This window comes from Paenibacillus piri (genome assembly GCF_004354045.1).
In the GTDB taxonomy this organism is placed as follows: domain Bacteria; phylum Bacillota; class Bacilli; order Paenibacillales; family NBRC-103111; genus Paenibacillus_S; species Paenibacillus_S piri.
The window spans coordinates 49,065-67,592 of sequence record NZ_SMRT01000020.1 but is presented as its reverse complement, the minus strand read 5'-3'; the positions used below and the strand labels follow the sequence as shown (position 1 = coordinate 67,592).

General features: G+C 51.4%; 15 protein-coding genes and 1 riboswitch. Of the genes, 3 read left to right on the top strand and 12 right to left on the bottom strand.

The window, feature by feature from the left end; genetic code table 11:
- Positions 1–5 precede the first annotated feature (5 nt).
- From E1757_RS36725 to E1757_RS29585, 8 genes are all read right to left on the bottom strand, one after another.
- On the bottom strand, positions 6–467 hold the full coding sequence (locus E1757_RS36725; RefSeq protein WP_246079635.1) for a hypothetical protein: 462 nt from the start codon (positions 465–467) through the stop codon (positions 6–8).
- Positions 392–1,261, bottom strand: a complete 870-nt coding sequence (locus tag E1757_RS29615; RefSeq protein WP_246079634.1) for a lactate racemase domain-containing protein — start codon at positions 1,259–1,261, stop codon at positions 392–394. The genes E1757_RS36725 and E1757_RS29615 overlap by 76 nt, the downstream gene beginning before the upstream one ends.
- A 20-nt stretch (positions 1,262–1,281) precedes the next feature.
- Positions 1,282–2,274, bottom strand: a complete 993-nt coding sequence (locus E1757_RS29610; protein WP_133235071.1) for a 4-hydroxythreonine-4-phosphate dehydrogenase PdxA — start codon at positions 2,272–2,274, stop codon at positions 1,282–1,284.
- An 82-nt stretch (positions 2,275–2,356) separates the two neighbouring features.
- The gene (locus E1757_RS29605) at positions 2,357–3,190 is read right to left on the bottom strand and encodes a carbohydrate ABC transporter permease (RefSeq protein ID WP_133235069.1); all 834 of its coding nucleotides are present in this window, start codon (positions 3,188–3,190) and stop codon (positions 2,357–2,359) included.
- Positions 3,190–4,068, bottom strand: a complete 879-nt coding sequence (locus tag E1757_RS29600; RefSeq protein ID WP_133235067.1) for a carbohydrate ABC transporter permease — start codon at positions 4,066–4,068, stop codon at positions 3,190–3,192. The genes E1757_RS29605 and E1757_RS29600 overlap by 1 nt, the downstream gene beginning before the upstream one ends.
- 96 nt (positions 4,069–4,164) lie before the next feature.
- Complete coding sequence (locus E1757_RS29595) at positions 4,165–5,454, bottom strand: ABC transporter substrate-binding protein (protein ID WP_133235065.1); 1,290 nt, start codon at positions 5,452–5,454, stop codon at positions 4,165–4,167.
- 96 nt (positions 5,455–5,550) lie between these two features.
- The gene (locus tag E1757_RS29590; RefSeq protein WP_165972348.1) at positions 5,551–7,128 is read right to left on the bottom strand and encodes a response regulator transcription factor; all 1,578 of its coding nucleotides are present in this window, start codon (positions 7,126–7,128) and stop codon (positions 5,551–5,553) included.
- 1 nt (position 7,129) lies between these two features.
- Positions 7,130–8,881 (bottom strand): sensor histidine kinase, encoded by a 1,752-nt coding sequence (locus E1757_RS29585; protein ID WP_133235061.1) that lies wholly within the window; start codon positions 8,879–8,881, stop codon positions 7,130–7,132.
- Positions 8,882–9,113: 232 nt separating this feature from the next.
- Here E1757_RS29585 and E1757_RS29580 point away from each other — a divergent pair, with 232 nt between their 5' ends.
- A complete protein-coding gene (locus tag E1757_RS29580; RefSeq protein WP_133235059.1) occupies positions 9,114–9,719 on the top strand; it encodes a P-loop nucleotide/nucleoside kinase family protein in 606 nt (201 codons plus the stop codon).
- A gap of 574 nt (positions 9,720–10,293) precedes the next feature.
- Positions 10,294–11,226 carry a macrolide 2'-phosphotransferase gene (locus E1757_RS29575; RefSeq protein ID WP_133235057.1) on the top strand — a complete coding sequence of 311 codons (933 nt, stop codon included), beginning with the start codon at positions 10,294–10,296 and terminating at the stop codon, positions 11,224–11,226.
- Between the two features lie 150 nt (positions 11,227–11,376).
- On the opposite strand, the gene E1757_RS29570 is transcribed toward E1757_RS29575, so the two are convergent.
- Together E1757_RS29570 and E1757_RS29565 are read right to left on the bottom strand one after the other, a co-directional pair.
- Complete coding sequence (locus E1757_RS29570) at positions 11,377–12,390, bottom strand: dienelactone hydrolase family protein (protein ID WP_133235055.1); 1,014 nt, start codon at positions 12,388–12,390, stop codon at positions 11,377–11,379.
- 118 nt (positions 12,391–12,508) lie between these two features.
- Complete coding sequence (locus E1757_RS29565; protein ID WP_133235053.1) at positions 12,509–14,500, bottom strand: Na+/H+ antiporter; 1,992 nt, start codon at positions 14,498–14,500, stop codon at positions 12,509–12,511.
- Between the two features lie 368 nt (positions 14,501–14,868).
- Positions 14,869–15,003, top strand: a riboswitch (cyclic di-AMP (ydaO/yuaA leader).
- Between the two features lie 11 nt (positions 15,004–15,014).
- On the opposite strand from E1757_RS29565, the gene E1757_RS29560 reads away from it, so the two are divergent.
- Positions 15,015–15,674, top strand: coding sequence for a CAP domain-containing protein (locus tag E1757_RS29560; RefSeq protein ID WP_133235051.1), 660 nt, complete (start codon positions 15,015–15,017; stop codon positions 15,672–15,674).
- A gap of 113 nt (positions 15,675–15,787) precedes the next feature.
- Here the strand turns inward: E1757_RS29560 and E1757_RS29555 are convergent, their stop codons facing one another.
- Together E1757_RS29555 and E1757_RS29550 are read right to left on the bottom strand one after the other, a co-directional pair.
- Positions 15,788–16,594, bottom strand: a complete 807-nt coding sequence (locus tag E1757_RS29555; protein ID WP_165972347.1) for a protein-glutamine gamma-glutamyltransferase — start codon at positions 16,592–16,594, stop codon at positions 15,788–15,790.
- A 135-nt stretch (positions 16,595–16,729) separates the two neighbouring features.
- Positions 16,730–18,481: a DUF4091 domain-containing protein gene (locus tag E1757_RS29550; protein WP_133235047.1), complete on the bottom strand. Its 1,752-nt coding sequence runs from the start codon at positions 18,479–18,481 to the stop codon at positions 16,730–16,732.
- Positions 18,482–18,528: the final 47 nt, after the last annotated feature.

The window sequence follows — 18,528 nt, the reverse complement described above, 5'->3', positions numbered from 1 at the left end:
TGCATTTATTTATGAAACGGATGAAGAACACCTTGCGAGTCAAACTGCATCGCTTCCGGCCTTCCAACCACTTCCACATCATCGAGCGTCCGAATTTCCGGCAGCAGCGACTCTGAAACATACAAATACTCCAAATGAAGCGTATTGGCGATGCGGATGATGCGAGCCTGCTCCGGGACGACTCCCCAGCTGCAGCGCAGCGCAGTCCGCATTGCCTCCAAATCGTTGTCTAATATGATCGGAATCATCGCGCGGTGAAGAAATGTGCTGGTGATCACATTCTCGTTCGTTTTATGAAAATCGATTTTGTCAAACAATCGTCTCGTCGTTAAATCGGCCAAGCCGATGCCAAGCGCATTGCCCTGGCAATCGTCGCTTAAATCCCCGGCAATCACATAACGGATATTCGGAGTCGCCGGCTCGTCGACGCCGATGATCCGCATTCTGCCGATGATGTTCGTATCCATCCCGGTACCGCTAAAATTATTTGATCGACATGAAGCACGTCAAGCGTCTGAACGGGCAGCTTGGGCATCAAGGACGCCGACAGCTTGAGCAGCTCGCGCTCACGCTCCTCAATATGCGGTACCGGGATCGCCTCGATTTTGGCGGTTTGTTCATAAGCGTTTTCGACAATGGCGATCCCGCACAAAATTTTGGCTTTTTCAAACACGACGCGCGAAACCTCCGGCATGAAATCGCGGATTCCCTGAATGCCGTAGTTGTGCAGCGCCAACGCCTGCTTATGCTTGCCCAAGCCGATAGCGGCCATTTTCATAATGCCGCTTTCTATCCCGATCGGGGATTTGAAATCGGTATGCACCTTGACCCGCCCGATCAGGATGATCCCGTCGCCTTCGCAGGCGTGACGATCCACATAGACCGGGATACCCCGCTCCGTGGCGCCGATCTGCACCGCTTCCATCGAGGAGAGCACCGGCGCTCCGCAGTACGATTCGGTCACGCCCAGGCTTTCCAGCACCTTGATCTGGCCCTCTGCCGTAGCCCCGCCGTGGCTGCCCATGGCGGGAATAATGTAAGGTTCCGCACCCAGCGCCTTAAGCTGCTTAACCGCCGCCTTGATAATCGCGGCGATATTGGCGATACCCCGGCTTCCGGCCGTCAATGCGATCCGCATGCCCGGCTTGACCGATCCCGCCAGCCCGAGCAGGGTCAGCTGCTCCGCTACTTCCGCTTCAATATCGGTTACCGCGGGCCCGGTAAAACGCTGGCGCACCAATGCCAACCGTGGCAGTTTCATAACCCAAACTCCTCTCCGGATCAGATCCCCGCCAATTTGACGGCCAGCTTCATCGCTTGCTCCGTTGCCCCCGGATCGGCGACGCCTTGTCCTGCGATGTCAAAAGCAGTGCCGTGCGCCGGCGTCGTAATGACAACAGGCAGCCCGCCGCTGACTGTGACGCCTCGGTTGAAGCCCATCAGCTTCATCCCGGTTTGCGCCTGATCGTGATACATGCCGACCAAGCAATCGAACGGATTTGTTTTTAACCTCAGGAAAATCGTATCGGCCGGATAAGGTCCTTCCACGTTAATGCCCTGCGTTAAAGCTTCCTGAACCGCCGGTCGGATTTCGTCGATTTCTTCCATTCCCATAAGGCCGCCGTCGCCTGCATGCGGATTGAGCGCAGCTACCGCGATTTTCGGGTTGGCGATACCGACTTTCGTTAATGTCCGATGGGCAAAGCGGATGATGCCGCCGACGCGCTCCTTGGTAATAAGCTCACTGACTTCCTTCAAAGGGATGTGGGAAGTTACCCGTGTGACCCAAAGATCGCCCATCACATTAATTTCGCTGAAGCCTTCCTTGCAATCGAGCAAATCTGCAAAGAAATGCAGCTCATCCCGGTGAGGCACGCCACCGCTATGCAGCGCTTCCTTATTAATCGGCGCGAATACGACGCCGGCGAGCTTTTTCTGATTAGCCAGCCCGAGCGCGTAGGTAAACGTTTCGGCCGTCGCCTTGCCGGACTTGCTTGACACTTGGCCGAGCGTGTAATCGTCCGGCGATAAATTGTGCAGGTCGATGAAGTAAAGCCCGTCCTCGCCGTTGATCTCGTCGACGTTCTGCACCTTACGGTAAGACAGTGTTTGGCCTGCAGCGGATTCTCCCTGCTTCAGGACGCGCTCGTCTCCAATCAGCACCCAGGTCGCCAATTGGCGGATATCCGCAGCTTGCAGCGCCTTTACCACCAGCTCGGAGCCGATGCCCGCCGCATCGCCGAGCGTTAAACCCATTAACGGTTTTGTTGTCATTGTAGTTGCTCCTTTTCAATTTTCATTTTATCTTCTATTAGATGTATGCTTGGACACAGCCGGGCTATACCGCCGCGCCTTGTTAACCTTTTACAGCGCCGGCCGTAATGCCTTGAATAATATATCTTTGCATGAGCAAAAAAAACACAATGATCGGAATAACCGCCAGCGTCAATGCGGCCAGCGCCAAATGCCACTGATTCATATATTCGCCGAAGTACACGAAGGTGGCCAACGGGATCGTCCGGTTCGCTTTCGCGCTCAGCATAATAAACGGCAGCAGAAAGTCGTTCCAAATCCATAAGGTGTGCAAAATAGCAATCGTTGTTGTGATCGGAGCAAGCAGCGGCAGCAGGATCCGGAAATAAACACCGACTGTACCGCTTCCGTCGATGGTTGCCGCTTCCTCCAGCTCAACCGGTATCCCTTTCACAAAGCCGTGATATAGGAACAACGCCAGCGGAATACCGAATCCCCAGTACATAATAATCATCCCGTGCAGTGTATTGATCAGGTGAAAATCTTTGGCGACCTTCACGAGCGGAATCATCATCGTCTGAAAAGGGATCACGAGCGAAGACAGGATCGTCATAAAAATGATGTTGCTCCACACGCCCGGATTGCGCACCAGCTGGTAAGCTGCAGCCGAGCTGATCAGCAGGATGCCGACCACGCTGCCTACCGTAATAATCAATGAATTCGCGAATACGCCGGGAAACTGAATTTGCTGCCACACCGTTGCGAAATTGGCGAGCTGCCATACTTGCGGGAGCGACGATGTGGATGCCAGTACCTCGTCATATCGTTTAAAAGCATTGATAAACGTCAAATACAGCGGGAAAAAGAATAATACGGCCAAAACGATCATGATCAGCTCGATCACGAGCTTACCGGAACTATAACGGTCATCATTCATTACATTTCCACCTCCTTGCGCTTCAGCACGAACACCTGGACGACCGTAACGGAGGCCAATACCAGAAAGAACACAACGGATTTGGCCGACGCGTAAGTATACTCATTCTTCGTAAAAGCATCCAAATAAATATGCAGAGCCAGCGACTCCGTTGTTCCGAAGGGCCCTCCCTTCGTCAGCGCGAAATTCAGATCGAACAGCTTAAAGCCGTGTGAAATGGCCAAAAACAAACAGACGGTAATGGCCGGCATGATTAGCGGAATAATAATCGTCCGCATCCGGTTCCAACGGTTCGCGCCGTCAATCTGGGCAGCCTCCAGCAAATCTTTCGGAATGCCTTGAAGCGCCGCAAGATAGATGACCATCAAATAACCCGCATAATGCCAGACGCTCACCAGAACAAGCGACCAGAAAGCGTAGCCGGGAATGCTGAGCCAATTTTTCGAAAAAACCGCAAGGCCCGTCAAGCTCGCAATTTGGGGAAAGCCCTGCGTAATAATGAACTGCCAAATAAATCCGATGACGAGCGATCCGATGACATGCGGAAGAAAGAACGCCGTTCTTAACGCATTTCTCGTTTTCAGTGCCATATTCAATACAAAAGCGAGGCCAAAGCCTGCCAAATTAACGAATACGGTCGTGACAACCACATATTTCAACGTAAAAGCAAAAGATTTCATATGTTCCGTATCATGCAAGAGACGCTTGTAATTGCTCCAACCGGCCCACTTGATTTCGCTGCTGATCCCGTTCCAATCTTGAAATGAAAAGACGATCGCTCTGAAAAAAGGCAACAAAATGAACAGAGTGAAAAAAAGAACAGCCGGGGAGACGAAGACGATGTAAATCAATATTTTTCTGGATCTGTTGGTCAGCATGAAGACTTCTCCTCTTCTCCCGTTATAAACGATCAGCCAGTACGCAACCCCCGGTATATGGCGGAATCGACGCAATGGCTGATCCAAACAAAACCTTTATTTTTTTACAGCGGTGTTCCACAGCTTCTGTACTTCTTCAAGCGCCTGGTCTTTGTTGATTTGCCCGCCGATGTAAGCCTGCAGCGGTTTCGTGAATTGTACGTCCATACCGGCCGGCCATAACAGGTAAGCCCATGGTATCGTCTTGTTTTTTTCCAGGTATGTGTTCATATCGGCAGCCAGCGGTCCCAAATCGTCGGTCGCTTTCAAATCTTTAAAGCCCGGAATCAAATGCATCGAATCGACCAAATATTTTTGTCCGTTCTTATGCATCCAGGCAAGGAATTTCTTCGCTTCCTCGACATTTTTGGAATTTTTGTTGATGACATAGTAAGCCGGAATCCCTACCGGAAGTTTCGTATCGTCCGGATTGTCGGTTAATGGAATTGCGAACATGCCGATCTTGATATTCGGGTTGACCTTCTTGATCAGATCGATCGTCCAAACCCCTTGCTGCATCATCGCCGTTTTGCCCGACGAGAACTCGGCAACCTGATTATCGTAGCTGATGCCGACGGACTCAACGCCTTTTCCGTATTTGACGGTCATATCAAGCACTTCAAAGAAGCTTTTCATATGTGCGATGTCCTGAACCTTGGCGGTACCGCCGCTGATTTTACCGATCAGCTCGTCCGGATTCGGCGAGTAGGCGAAGGGCAGATTGAACAGATTGCGTCCCAATATAAAGCCTTCTTTATAGCCTTCGGCGTAAGAAGCGATGCCGGCGGCTTTCAGCTTTTCATTCAGCTGCTTCAATTCGGTCAATGTAGTCGGAACTTTGTCGATGCCCGCTTTGGCGAACAAATCTTTGTTGTAAATAAACCCATATCCTTCCAACGCCGAAGGGAAGCCGTATTTTTTGCCGTTGACGGTCATGCCGGGCACTGCGGAAGCAACGACCTGGCTCATCCACGGCTCATTGGACAGATCGAGCAGCCGCTCGCTCCAATCTTTAACCCCGCTGTAGCTTTTGGCGAAAAAGATATCCGGCTCATCCCCGGAGGCAAATCTCGTTTTGAGCAGCGTATCCAGATCCCGTACCACTTGGGCGTCGATCGTCACATTCGGATTTTCCTTCGTATAGTCGGCGGCCATTTGCTTGACCTGCTCGGTGACCTCGACTTTGTTTTGGATCAGCTTTAAAGTAATCGGGGGTGCGGCTTTAGTGCCGCTTCCTTGAGGCGCTGGGGCACTGCCCGACTTTGGAGCTTCGGGTCCGCCGGCGCATCCGGCCATAAGAGACACGGTTAGCGCTGCTGCAGTTACCGTTGACAACCATTTCTTCATTTCGACTCCTCCTAATTGATATATACTGGTTTGATAGCCTTATTTTAGTTATAATTCGCTTTCATTGGCATGGAATAAATTCGCCGAAACAAGGAATTATTTAATCTCATGTACTTGTTTACGGTACGGATACGGGGATACGCCGAACTGTTTTTTGAATACTTTGCTGAAATAATTTTCGTCCTCATATCCAAGCTGGTTCGCAATATCCGATACGGATTGTGTCGTATTGGCAAGCAGCGCTTTGGCCCTTTCCATCCGGATATCCGTCAAATAAGCGACGATCGTAATTTGGTACGTATCCTTAAATTTTTTGGAAATATATTGCGGACTGAAATGAAAATGCTCCGCCAACAACGTCAGCGAAATCTCCTCGTGAAAATGGTTGTCCAAATAATCTTTAATCTCCTCCATGCCGCGGCCGGCCGATGCTTGCGGGTTCAAGCTCTCGATCAATAATTGAACCTGGTTTACCAGCACCTGCTCCCATTCATCAATATTGTTAATCCATAGCGGGAGAGACGGCGCTTGCGCGTCGCCTGCCGGACTCGCTGCCGACTGCTTCCAGCGGCTGAGCAGCAAATTAGCTTCCATCGTGCAAACCTGGAGCTCCTTCAGCTGCAATGTGCCTCTCTGCCGAATCGCATTCACATGCTTCCGCAAAATTTCCGCTGCGAACGATTTATTGCCCGCCTCAATCGCCTTCTTCAGCAGAAACTGCTGATCCGTTAACGCAGGCAAATCGGATACGACGCTGCCGGCCCTTTCGGGCGCCCCGGCGATGACATTGCCGTTAAGCAGCGCATTCTTCGCTTCTCCGATAACGTCGTGAATATGCGCCAGATCGGAAAGCGCTTTGCTTTCCCCGATCAGGACGTCAAGCTGGAGCGTTTGCTGCCAAGCGCGCTTCAACCGCTCCAGATGAAAATTGTAATTGCCGCCGTTCATCCCGGAATGACCGCTTCCCATGAGCAGCAGCCATTGGTAATCGTCCAGCTTGCAGAAATAGTGGGAAAATTGATTGCCAAGCGCGTACTGAGCGATATTTTCAACCGAAAACGAAAATAGATCGTCATCCATCATAAAGCGCCGCTCGACTATGTTGATCCGGTTTTTCGGGAGAATCAGCGCGATTTTAAGCATTTGGCCGGATAATCCGATTTTGTCGAATATTTTTCGCACGGCTGCCGTTAACGGAATATCCCCCTGAACATAGGAAGCGAGCTTTTTTCCATCCAGCAGCGCATCCGCTTTACGGACTACATATTCGCGCTCCGCTTCGGATTGCTTCGAATCCGACCGCTGCTTCCAGACCTGCAGCGCTTTATGCAGCGCTTCTTCGACGTCCTTGCGGCGAAACGGCTTCAATATATAATCGACGCCATTGGCCTTGATCGTAGCGCGGGTATATTCGAAATCGTCGTAGCCGCTGATCACGATAACATGCGTATCGAAGCCTTCCTCCCTAATTTTCTGAAGCAGCTCGATTCCGTTCATGACCGGCATCTTCATGTCGCAGAACATGACAGCCGGCCTGTGAGTCTTCATCATTTCGAGCGCCTCCAGGCCGTTTTCAGCCATATATCTGCCGGTGACGCCGAACGTCTCCCAGTCGATCGATAAATCGATTCCTTCTCTCACATGCTCTTCATCGTCAACAATAAGTACGTTCATACTAAAGCTCCTCCTCCCGGATCGGTATAATGAATCGAATGGCAGTCTTCTCATAGGGCGTACTGCTGATTTCCCAGCTGAACCGGTCCCCGTATTTGAGGCGCAGACGCTGCAGCACATTGATAAGTCCAATGCCGCCTTCATCCTGCCTATGAATGTTCGGCTCGTTAAACCGGAGGCTCACCTGCTCGATTTCGTTATAATCCATCCCTTTTCCGTTATCCGATATACATAAGTGCAGCGTATCCTGAACCTTGGCAATATCCAGATAAATGGCGCCCGTGCCCGTTCCGCTTTCAATGCCGTGAATAATACTGTTTTCCACCAGCGGCTGCAAAATCATTTTGGGCACCATTACCTTTAACGCTTCCGGCTCGCAATTGATCGTGTACGACAGCTTGTGCTTGAACCGGTTTTCTTGAAGCGACAAGTAATGTTCGATATGCTCGATCTCTTTTTGCAAATAAACGGTTTCCGTGTCCAAATCCATGCTGTATCTTAAAATCGCGCCGAGCTGCGATATTTTATCGCTGATTTCCTCGACCCGGTGGCGAAGCGCTATAGTCCCGATCGATTGCAAGGTATTATATAAAAAATGCGGGTTGATCTGCGCCTGCAGCATTTTTAACTGGGCCGTCGACAGCTCGATGCGCTGCTCGTATTCCCGGATAATCATATCCTTCAAATTCCGGACCATCGTTTGAAAACGCAGCTCCAAAATGCCGATCTCATCCTCCCGGGTTTTAAACTGCTCTACGTCAAACTGGCCGATCTCGACCCGCGTCATATTGCGGATAAGCCTTTTGATAGGAGCGATAGTGGAAAAGGAAAGCGCAAACGTAAACAATAGGATGAAGGCCAGCGCGATAAACTGGATGACCAACGATCGGTCCAGCGTCTGCTTGGCCGCTTGATTAATGAAGTCAGACGGGATGAATTTGACCATCGTCAAAGGCGTCTCATTAAATCGGTCGTTGACTATGATGAAAACCCCTTGTTTCCCGTTATATTCGCCGAACACATATTCCTGCTGCCCCGCACCCTTATCCGGATCAGGCTTTTTCAAATGTTGGACGGAAAGGCTCTCCGCGGCTCCGCTAGACGCATACATCAGCTGGCGATCCGCATTCATATACATAAAAACGGTTTCATGGGCGGGATTAAACAGCTGCCTGCACAAGCGCTCAATCTCATCCGTTGAAAAATACATCGACAGCAGTCCCAAAACATTAGGCTTCGGATAATCGATGACCTTCTTGTGGATCGTTAAAAACCGGCTGCCGTTAAACGAATTCATTTCATAGCCCGGCACGCTGTTCCATTGTTCTTTGCGCTCCGGAGGAAGGTGCAGCTGCTGCGGATTGTTCAACACCGAGTAGTTGAATTTCACATACTTTTGACCGCTCATTCCGCTGTAAAAGTTGACTAATCTTATGTCGGGTCTGCTGTAATACAAATAAGCCAATTGACGGTCAATATAGTTGTCCTGGTCAAAATTAGGCTTGTCCAGCCAAAGATTGCCGATCAGATTTTGGTCGTAATACCAGGACACCGACAATTGATTAAGCTCCTGCAAATATTTCTTCATGTTTTCCATCCCGATGTTCATCGTATTGCGGTTCATTTCAATCATATTCGACTGCAATGTGGCCGAGGTCGACCGGTATGCGATCAGGTTGGAGCTTAGAAAAGGAATCGCAGTCGCCAACAGCATCCAAACCAGCAATTTTACGAATAAGCTTCGCTTATACATGTAAGTTCACACGCCCCGAAAAATGATAATGTTGAAAGTTTGATCATTATATCAAATTTCCATGGCGGAGATAATGAAAAATCTATAAGCATATAAGGATTTTTTTAATCTGTTGGGAGCTGCTGCCGGCGAACGCAAGCCAAAAGTGGAATATTTTCCTTCCGATTTGCTACAATGGGGTAAATGGTTGTATCCCGCATCATATAAAGACACGATTGATTGGAGGTTCGACATGCGCAAGCTTGTATTTTTCATAGGTCCCGCCGGAGCCGGCAAAACGACACTCGCCAAAGCGCTGGCCCACAAGCGCCGTGCCGCTTTCTTCGATATGGATACGCTGCTGAGGCCGGCGGCGGAAGCGATCATGACGCTCTCCGGGCTCGATCCGAACGACCGCGATTCGCCGGTATACAAAACGCGCTGCCGCGATCTGGGATACCGGGTCACGATGGACGCCGCGCTGGAAAACGTGGAGCTGGGCAACGACGCCGTCGTGGTCGGGCCGTTTACGAAGGAATCGGCCGACCCGGCATGGCTCGAAAGGGAGCTTGCGCGAATCGGCGCATCGGTCGACAATGTCGATGTCAAAGCGGCTTTCGTCTATTTGCCCGAGGAGGAGCTTTATCGCCAGCGCATCCGGAAACGCGGCTTTGAGATGGATGTGTGGAAGCTGGACAATTGGAGCGTATTCCGCAAAACGCTTGCTCGTCGGGACATTAAATGGAAGCTTCCCACGGCCTCGATGGTTTATTTCGACAACTCGGGACCGCTGTCCAACGACAAGCTGGGGCGGCTGGAGCAATTTGTGTACGGGGGCGATATACCGGAGCCGGTATAAGCTTATCGTGGACAGGGGGTCTGAGCCCGAGGGAGTGCGGTGTGAAAGGCGTGAACGGCAGCGGGCGAAAGTTCATCGGTTGCAATCAGTAGTCGTCCGTGCTAGACTTGATTCAACCGAAAGGAGGGTTACGTGTGGTAAATTTTTCCCGATTGAGAAAGTAAAGCATCTGACTGCTGCTTACTGCTCGGCTCTGTCTGTGCGCAGAGTAATCGGGATAGGTCTGCCTGTCCGCGTATGCCCTTATGAATTTATGCCTAAGATAAACAGTTTCGCCCTCCTTAGAGAACGAGCGCGTTTGTCAAGGTTGTGCGAATGTGACTTTTCCGATCTATCGTTCGGAATTCGTCATCTCTTTGCATATTGAATCATACGGCATTCCATATCGATTACAATGACACAGGCATAGACGCGCCTGTGTTTTTTGATTTGATAAGAAAAGCTTATGATCGAAGCCCTTTCGACGAAGATACATTCGTGTTTTTGATGTAGCTTTTCTTGCAATATCAGAATTGTTCAGCTTCGCTGAAAACTTATAAATTCTGATATTATAAAAAAAAGGAGTGCTTTGCCAATGACAATACCATATTCAAACGATCATCAATCTGTTGTTGAAGACATGTTAAACATAGCGAATCAAAACGGTTTAATCTTGAGCCCCGAACGAGTGGAAATCAATGAGTCGGGGATGGATTTTCTCGTCGCTTTTGCGGTTGACGATGCCGGTACAGCGTGGGTGCTGAGAAAGCCGAGACGTCACGATGTATGGGAGCGGGCAGAAAACGAACGCAAGGTGCTGCGGCATCTTCGCGGCAAGCTGCCGGCGGACGTGCCGGAATGGCGTATCTTTACTCCCGACCTTATCGCATATCCTCTGCTCGGCGGACACCCGGTTGCGACTGTCGATCTTGCAGCGGGAGGCTATGCCTGGCGGATGGAGCCATCGTCATTACCGGATGTTTTCTTTGATTCTCTCGCGGAAGCCTTGGCCTCGCTGCACAGCTTGGATCGTGACGAAGCCGCCAAAGCCGGCCTTCGCATCCAAAGTGCAGTGGAAGCGCGTGAAGCTTTTTCCAGTAATATCGAAGAAATAAAGCGCAGCTTTGCGATTCCCGACAAGCTCCAGGCCAGGTGGGAGGCATGGTTGACAACAGACTCGTATTGGCCCGGACATGCGACGTTTAACCACGACGATTTGCACCCTCCTCATATACTCGTTGACGGGACGCAGCGTGTAACGGGCTTGATTGACTGGACTGAAGCGGAGTTCGGCGATCCGGGGAAAGATTTCGTCATTTTCTATGCGCTTTTCGGCGCGGACGGCCTTCAACGTTTCCTCAAACGATATGAAACCTATGGAGGCCGGGTATGGCCTCGGATGCAGGAGCATATTGCGGAGCAATGGGCCGCTTATCCGGCTCTGGTAGCCAAGTTTGCCCTTATGACCGGAAAAGAGGCGGATATGGAGATGGCCAAAGGCATGATCGCCGGTTGGAACGGGGGTTGAATCCTTCAATTCCGGTGACAAAAGGCCCTGCCGGGCGTACTGAATCAGAGAGGGACCTTTCGGGGTCCCTCTTTTGGGCAGATACAAGAACATACGATCCCTAATAAATGCAGCACGATCGAATTAAGCTTTGCTCCGGCATATGAATTGTCAGGCCAGCGCCCGGCTCAGCCAGTCGTAGGCCATGCCGCCCGAAATTTGATGCCCGCCCTCGAACAGATCCAGCGCGAGCCGCTCTTCCTCGTTCAATAAGCGATAAATCGCCCGCAGTTGGTCATACGCCTCAAGCGTAGCGTGAACGGGAAATATCGGGTCCTGCGTCCCTGCCTCGATCAACATCGGCTTCGGCGCGATCAGGCCGAGCAAATCCGGCATTTCCGCGAGCTGCGACAGCCCGGGCACATAGTTGTCGATGCAGTGATGCATGCCGAGAATGCTCGCCTGGAACGTATTGGCGAACCCGCTGACGACGGCGGCCGCGATCCGGTCGTCGAGGGCGGCCGCGAACGAGCAGACGAGCCCGCCGCCGGAAATGCCCATGATGCCGATCCGCTGCGCGTCCGTCTCTTCGCGCGTCAGCAAGTAATCGATGCAGCGCATCGTCTCGTACACGCGGTAGCCGGCCATCGTTTGGCCCATCGCCAGCAGAAACGACGACAGCCGGCTGCAGGAATTCGGCCCCTTCGCATCCTCTTGCAGCTTGCGGTCTCCGAAGCCGAACAGCTCGGGAGCGGCGACAAGAAAGCCGCGGTTTACAAGCTCGACGGCAAAGTTTTTCTGGTAGCCGGGATCGCCCGTTTTGACCTGACCCTCCGGCGTCAATCCTACAATATCCTTGCTCCCATAGCCGTGGCCGTGGCAGGCGACGACCGTTCCGAGCGGTCCGCTGCGCCGCTTCGGAATAAGCAAATATACCGGCATATGAAGCCCTGGGTAGGTTTGAATCTGTACGCGCTGCCGAATATACGTTCCGCAATCGTCCGATTCCATGACGACAGGAGTCAAGTCCGCCGCCTCGGCCGGAAAGCCGCCAAGCTTTTCAATAAATCGGCCGCGCAGCCGTTCCCGCCACTCGCTCCATTCCTGCCGCGAACCGGCCTGAAACCGTTCGGTCGGCTTGACGCTGTCATACAAAGATTTCATATACTCGTCGGGATTCCACATGCAACAATCGCCTCCATAACTTTTGCTTCCTTCAACGCCTCCTTATCTCCATTCTACGTACGGTCTGAAATTCCTTTCCGTTTATCGCAATTGCTCCCATTGTCGTTTCAGGGGCTTATCACTTCCATTCATTTTCAAGAATTGAAGCCTCCCGGCCGCGAATATTCCGTCTAAGCCCATTGGCGACTTCCCGCGTAATTTCATTTTGCTCGTACAGCGATTGCACCTCATTTCTTTCCGCTTGAATGGCTATCCACTGCAGATCTCTTTTAATATGTTCATTTCCTTGCGATACGGGGAAAGGGGCTGACAATTGATCTCGAATGAACCGGTAATGATTGATCACGTCTGTTGCTTCACTCTCATCAGAGCCGGCGCCATTGCTTTCAAAAGCTTCGATTACAGCGCCGGTAGTTTGAAGTTTAATCTTTCTCAGCGCCTCCCAATCGGAAACGGATATTTTAGATGGCTTCCCGGACAAGAAACGTTTAATTCCATTCGTTAACCGCTTCAAGACAACGACCCAGAATTGTCTTCGCCCCGACTCTATAAGTTCAATCTCCTCCAGGTTTTTTAGCAATAACTCGGCATGCCGTCCGCTTATTTCTCCGCCGTTCAGCAGCTGGCGTACCCTATCACGCTCTATTTCAACAGCTTTAATCCGCAATACGACGTCTTGCTGCCTTCGCTGTTTTCGCTGTCTTCGCTCATTCAGCTGAGATTGTCTAATCCATCGATCATATTGAGAGATGACAACCGCGGCTTCGCTTTCATTCTCTTCGGTTGTTGCATGACGAACCGCCTGCATGGCGGAACGCATCGACCTGAGCTGACCTTCATATTGCTGCCTGGCACTCTCTTCTTCACTATGCATCCCTTTATTTTTTGCCAGTAACGGTAAAAAGATGCTTGCCGCAAGCAGGGAAAGCACGATAACGAAAGCCGACAGAAATATGACCAGGCTTCGTTCCGGAAAAGGATCGCCATTGTCGATAAATAACGGGATCGTCAAGGTGCCTGCCAACGTCAGCGCGCCACGAACACCTGACAGTGAGGTCATGGCTAAAAGCTTGAATGAAACGTTCGGTTTCTTGGCACCGTTGAAACGGGCATACGCAAACACCCACAAAAAACGTAATACGATCAGCAGAATGTAAATGGCTAACGCATATCCGCCGACTACGAAATTGTTAAAGGCAGAGCTCTTGAAGACGGCGCTGAATACATTAGGAAGTTGTACCCCGAGAATGACAAATACAAGCCCGTTTAACAAGTAAACGATGATCGACCACGTATTATCCGCCAGCTCGTTGGGACGGGATTTAATTTTGTGGGAATGATCGCGTTCGATGGCGTGCATCACTCCGCCGGCAACCGCGGCTAAAATACCGGATAAACCAAGCTCTTCGGCTGTCAAAAACAATGCGAACGGAGTGAGGATATGTATCAGCATATGCAAGGTCTCGTTTTCGAGCCCTGAACGGCGTAGCAGCGAGCGTATCCCGGTTATGACTACAGCCAATATAGCCCCGACGGCCAAGCCGCCAATGAAAATAACGAGGAAGCTGACACTGGCCTTCGATAATGAAAAAACACCTGTGACAGCAGCGGCAATGGCGAACTTAAACGCTACAAGGCCGGAAGCGTCATTCATCAAAGCTTCGCCTTCCAGCAAATGCATCAAGCTTTTAGGCAAATGAATTCGGCCGGCCAATGCGCCGACGGCAACAGCGTCCGTCGGAGATAAGATCGCTGCGAGCCCAAAGGCGACCGGAAGCGGTATCGAAGGAATCATCCAATGAATGAAATAGCCTACGACAAATACGGTTGCGAAAACAAGGCCGACGGCAAGTAAAAAAATAGGCGCTCGAAGCCGCCACAGCTCGCTTCTCGGCGTATGCTTTCCATCGTTATATAGAAGCGGGGCAATGAACAATACGAAGAAAAGCTCCGGCTCCAGATGGAGATGGAAATGCGGAGAAATAAACGTTACGGCACTTCCCAGTGCAATTTGAATCAGCGGAACCGGAATGGATGGGAGCTGATGGTTAATCACATTGGATACCCCGATCAGGGCAAGGAAAATCAGTATCAAAATAAACAGTTCCATTTGGTAAAAACTCCTTTTAAAAAGTAGCGTGGGCGGTTCCACTATTTTTTCCTTTTTGCTTGTAAAATATGATAAAAAATGGACACTCCACGTTGCGGGGGTGCCCAGCTCCATTCCAGGATTTGATCAATTAATATGGTCAGCCCGGATTCTTCTTGTTTATCCGATTACGACTTTATCGGGTTAAGACCCCCACCTCTAAGGTGGGCCTTGAATCAGATGGGGTAGAGTCCCCATCTGATTCCCCGATGTTCAGCAATGCTGAACGAGTTCACTGGTAATATTTACGCAATGAACACCGCTTTTTCACATGTTATGATTATGTACATCTCAGACGAATAACCAGTTAATTACTTTTTCGTTATGAGATAACAACGAGGCCAAAGCTTCCATAAAGCGCGGGGAAACCACCTATTGGGGTGAAGCCGCAATTTTGCGGCCGGGTGATTGCTCTTTGACCCGAATCCGTCAGCTAACTCCGCAGGCCATCCAAAAGAGAGGAATGATTGTTTTTATGCGTTTCAAGAAATCCGTATTAACCGGTCTACTTGCAGTGGGTACTATTGTTGGCGCTACCGCGGTTTCTGCGGCTCCTTATCAAGTATCGGGCAACGATACGATGTGGACAATCTCACAGAAGCATGGAATTAGCTTGACCTCCTTGATTAAGGCAAACCCGCAGATCTCCAACCCGAACATCATTTGGCCAGGACTTGTATTGAATATTCCCGGTACAACAAACGGAGGATACACGACTCCGACCAAGCCTTCAACCGGAACAACGGCTTCCGACTCGGCAGCCGTGTCCGATTATGCCAATCAGGTTGCGGCTATCGTAAACCAGGAGCGTGCAAAAGCGGGTCTCAAGCCGTTAACGAGTGACAGCTCCTTGAACCGGATGGCATTGGACAAAGCGAAAGACATGTATAACAATCATTACTTTGACCATACGTCGCCGACTTACGGATCCCCGTTCGATATGATGAAATCGTATGGTATCCGCTACACCTACGCGGGCGAAAACATCGCAATGGGGCAGCGCAATCCGCAAGAGGTCATGAACGCCTGGATGAACAGCGCAGGCCACCGGCAAAACATTCTTAGCCCGAACTATACGAAAATAGGGGTTGCCTATTATAACGGAGAATGGGTTCAGGAATTTATTGCAAATTAATAGTTGAAATCGATATTCAAAAGACTGCCGGCGTTCCGGCAGTCTTTTTCCGTATTCCCACGCTAATCTAAATATAGTATCCGCCGCTATGCCTTGTCTTATGCATACCGTGTTCAGGAAACGTAAACGATCGATCCGATTTTTGCGACAATCCGGCGACCGCGGCCGCCGCGGCTGCCCGCATCGGTTTGCAGTTTATACAAATATGCGAAGTCCGGACGCGTCAAGCGGTCGCTCAGAAATGCGGGTGTCGTACTGCCGGGCGTGCGTGTCCGGTTCAATACGCCAATAATCGTATCTTCCGTTTGAATGCCGGCGCCATGCCCGTAGTATAAGCCGCCCTCGAGCTTGATTGCATTTTCCCCCCTCCACCAAGGAGCCGATGGCAAAAAATCGGGATTTTCAAAATATACGATGTCGGCTGCGACCGCTTCCGATCTGCTTCTTTCGGTTTTGATCCGCAGGTTTCTGTGCTGATGCCAGTCATATAATATGAGGTTTGAAAATAAGCTGTCAAACTTTTCCGCGCCCATCATATCCAAAATCGATTTATACAAAATGATAGTAACAGCCGTTGCGCATTCAAACGTATAAAACTGACCGTTCGTAAAAATATCGCTAATCGCCTCGCTCGGGGATTTCCCGCTTATCAATCGGAAGCCCCCCAGGTCATCCCGCTCCCAATAGTCTTCATTGCATCTGGAATCTCTAAATCCGGCAAACGTCACGCCGCTTTGGTCTAACGCCCGCGACTCCTCGATAATACGGCTGCGCATGCGCAGCTCGAACAATAGCTCATCGGCGGATTCGTAGCTGTACAGGACGCTGCTGTTTTTTTTGCGCCTGTACACATTCCGCTCCATATGGGATAATACGCTGTCATCGAAGGCCGCCTCGCTGTTGCCTGCGATCGAGATCATAATCGCCCTCCTCATGATGGATTATAAAGGTACGCACATCCATCCGGTTTCCATTATAAGCGAATCTTATCGATTGCATAAGCACTGAATTTATTCGATATTTAGTTCCCTCGGCGAAACCCGCCACCGGATGCTTTATGGCGCCTCCGGCTCCCCCATGGACTGGGCGAGCAGGAACAGCCGATCGTAATCAGCCGGCTCCAGGCTGTACAATTCATGCGCCGGCCGTTCCGGATTAAAGCTTTCCGGACCGCGGCCGGCATCCGCCCGGAATACCCCGTCGAGCAGCTCATCCACTTGCCCGGATAATCCCGCCTCGCGAAGCTGCCGCATCAACTCGGCGTCGCGCACGCCGCGCTGCAGCCATTTGTAGCGCAGCGACAGGAGCGGCTTCCCCGCCGGGCCCGGGTACACGAAGTTCATGTCCCCCGCCGGCCAGTTGGTCGGACGGTAGCCGATCCGCTCCAGCGGCCGATCCGGCCATGCCGTGTAATTCCAACGCAGAAAGCCGTCCAGCCCGAGCCATTCCGCCAGCCACGGTATGATGCGCGCTTCGATGCCGGGCGAGCCGATGAACGTGTTCGGCCGCTTCGGCGAACCGCATACATAAAACAGCATCCGCCCCGGCACCTCGGGCGCAAGCTCGCGAATCCGCGCAAACTGCCGCATCGCGCAGTCGAGCTTCGGCACGTAATCATGGATGCCTTCCAGCTTTGCCTCAATCAAGTCGGCGCTGTCGATGGCCACCTTGAACTTGAAAGAAGGAGCGACGCGACGCAGCGCGCGGACCCGCTCCTGGAACAGCTCCACGTTATCCGGTTCGTCCGCCATAATCCGCACCTTATGTATCCAGCCTTTGGCCGTCAGGTGGTTATGAAGCGACCCGATATATTGTTCGATATCCGTTGCTTGGCGAATGAATTTATAGTTGGCCGTAGCTTCGTCATAATAACGGACACGGATTGCGTCAGGGTAATCCTGCAGCGGGGAACCGTACACGCCATCCTTCGGCTGCCAAATGCTGAGCAGGCCGAACAGCTCGATTTCCTCGGTAATGCCGCATGCTGCGGCAAGCTCGATATACCGGTCCAAAGCCGCGTAATTATAACGGAATACTCCGTTCGCATCACGCGTTACCTGAATCATACTGTACTCGAACAAATCGGACGGCTCCGCGTCAATATGCGATTTTTGCCCCGACCACGGTATTTCCGACACGACGGCCGACGCCGCCTTTTGCCCGAGCCGCGCCAAGCTTTCCAAATAAACCTTCATCACGCTGAAATGCGCCTCCGACCAGAGCGGCACGTCATACTTCCGCGCGATATTTGCATTATGCTGCCACAGGTCCAAATAGAAGCGGTAATCTTGCGCATCCGGCAGCGTATGCTCCAGTACCTTAAGCGTGAAGCTGAGCTCTCCGGCGGGCAGCTCATCGTCGAACATCGTATGGGTGTACAGCATCACGGTGCCGGTATAAATACCGGGGCGCGCCCGCTTGCCAATGCTCCACTCCACCCATACAGGCTGAAGCTTGCGGCGCGGAACGAACACATGATGACTGTCCTGCAGCACATCGGCTTTTTCAGCGCCGTCGTCGTCCTTCATAAGCCCGATCCACTGCGCGCTTGCTTCCGGCGCATCGGCCTCGTTCATCCGCACCTTGATCCGCGCAATCTGCATCGGACCTCCTTTCCAGAACAGCGGCTCTTCACTGACCGTGAGCAGCAGATCGTGATCTGCGCCGACGACCACCTGCATGGCGGCGGAATCGTTGCGGCAGCTTACCATATTCATATGCTTGACGGACGTGTCCTTATCATTTTGATCCCAATAATTGACACCCCAAGCATACTTGTAGTACATCGATTGCAATCCGAAATACATCGCTTCCTCCACCTCCAGCTGCATAGTTAAGGCATTTCACCGGCATT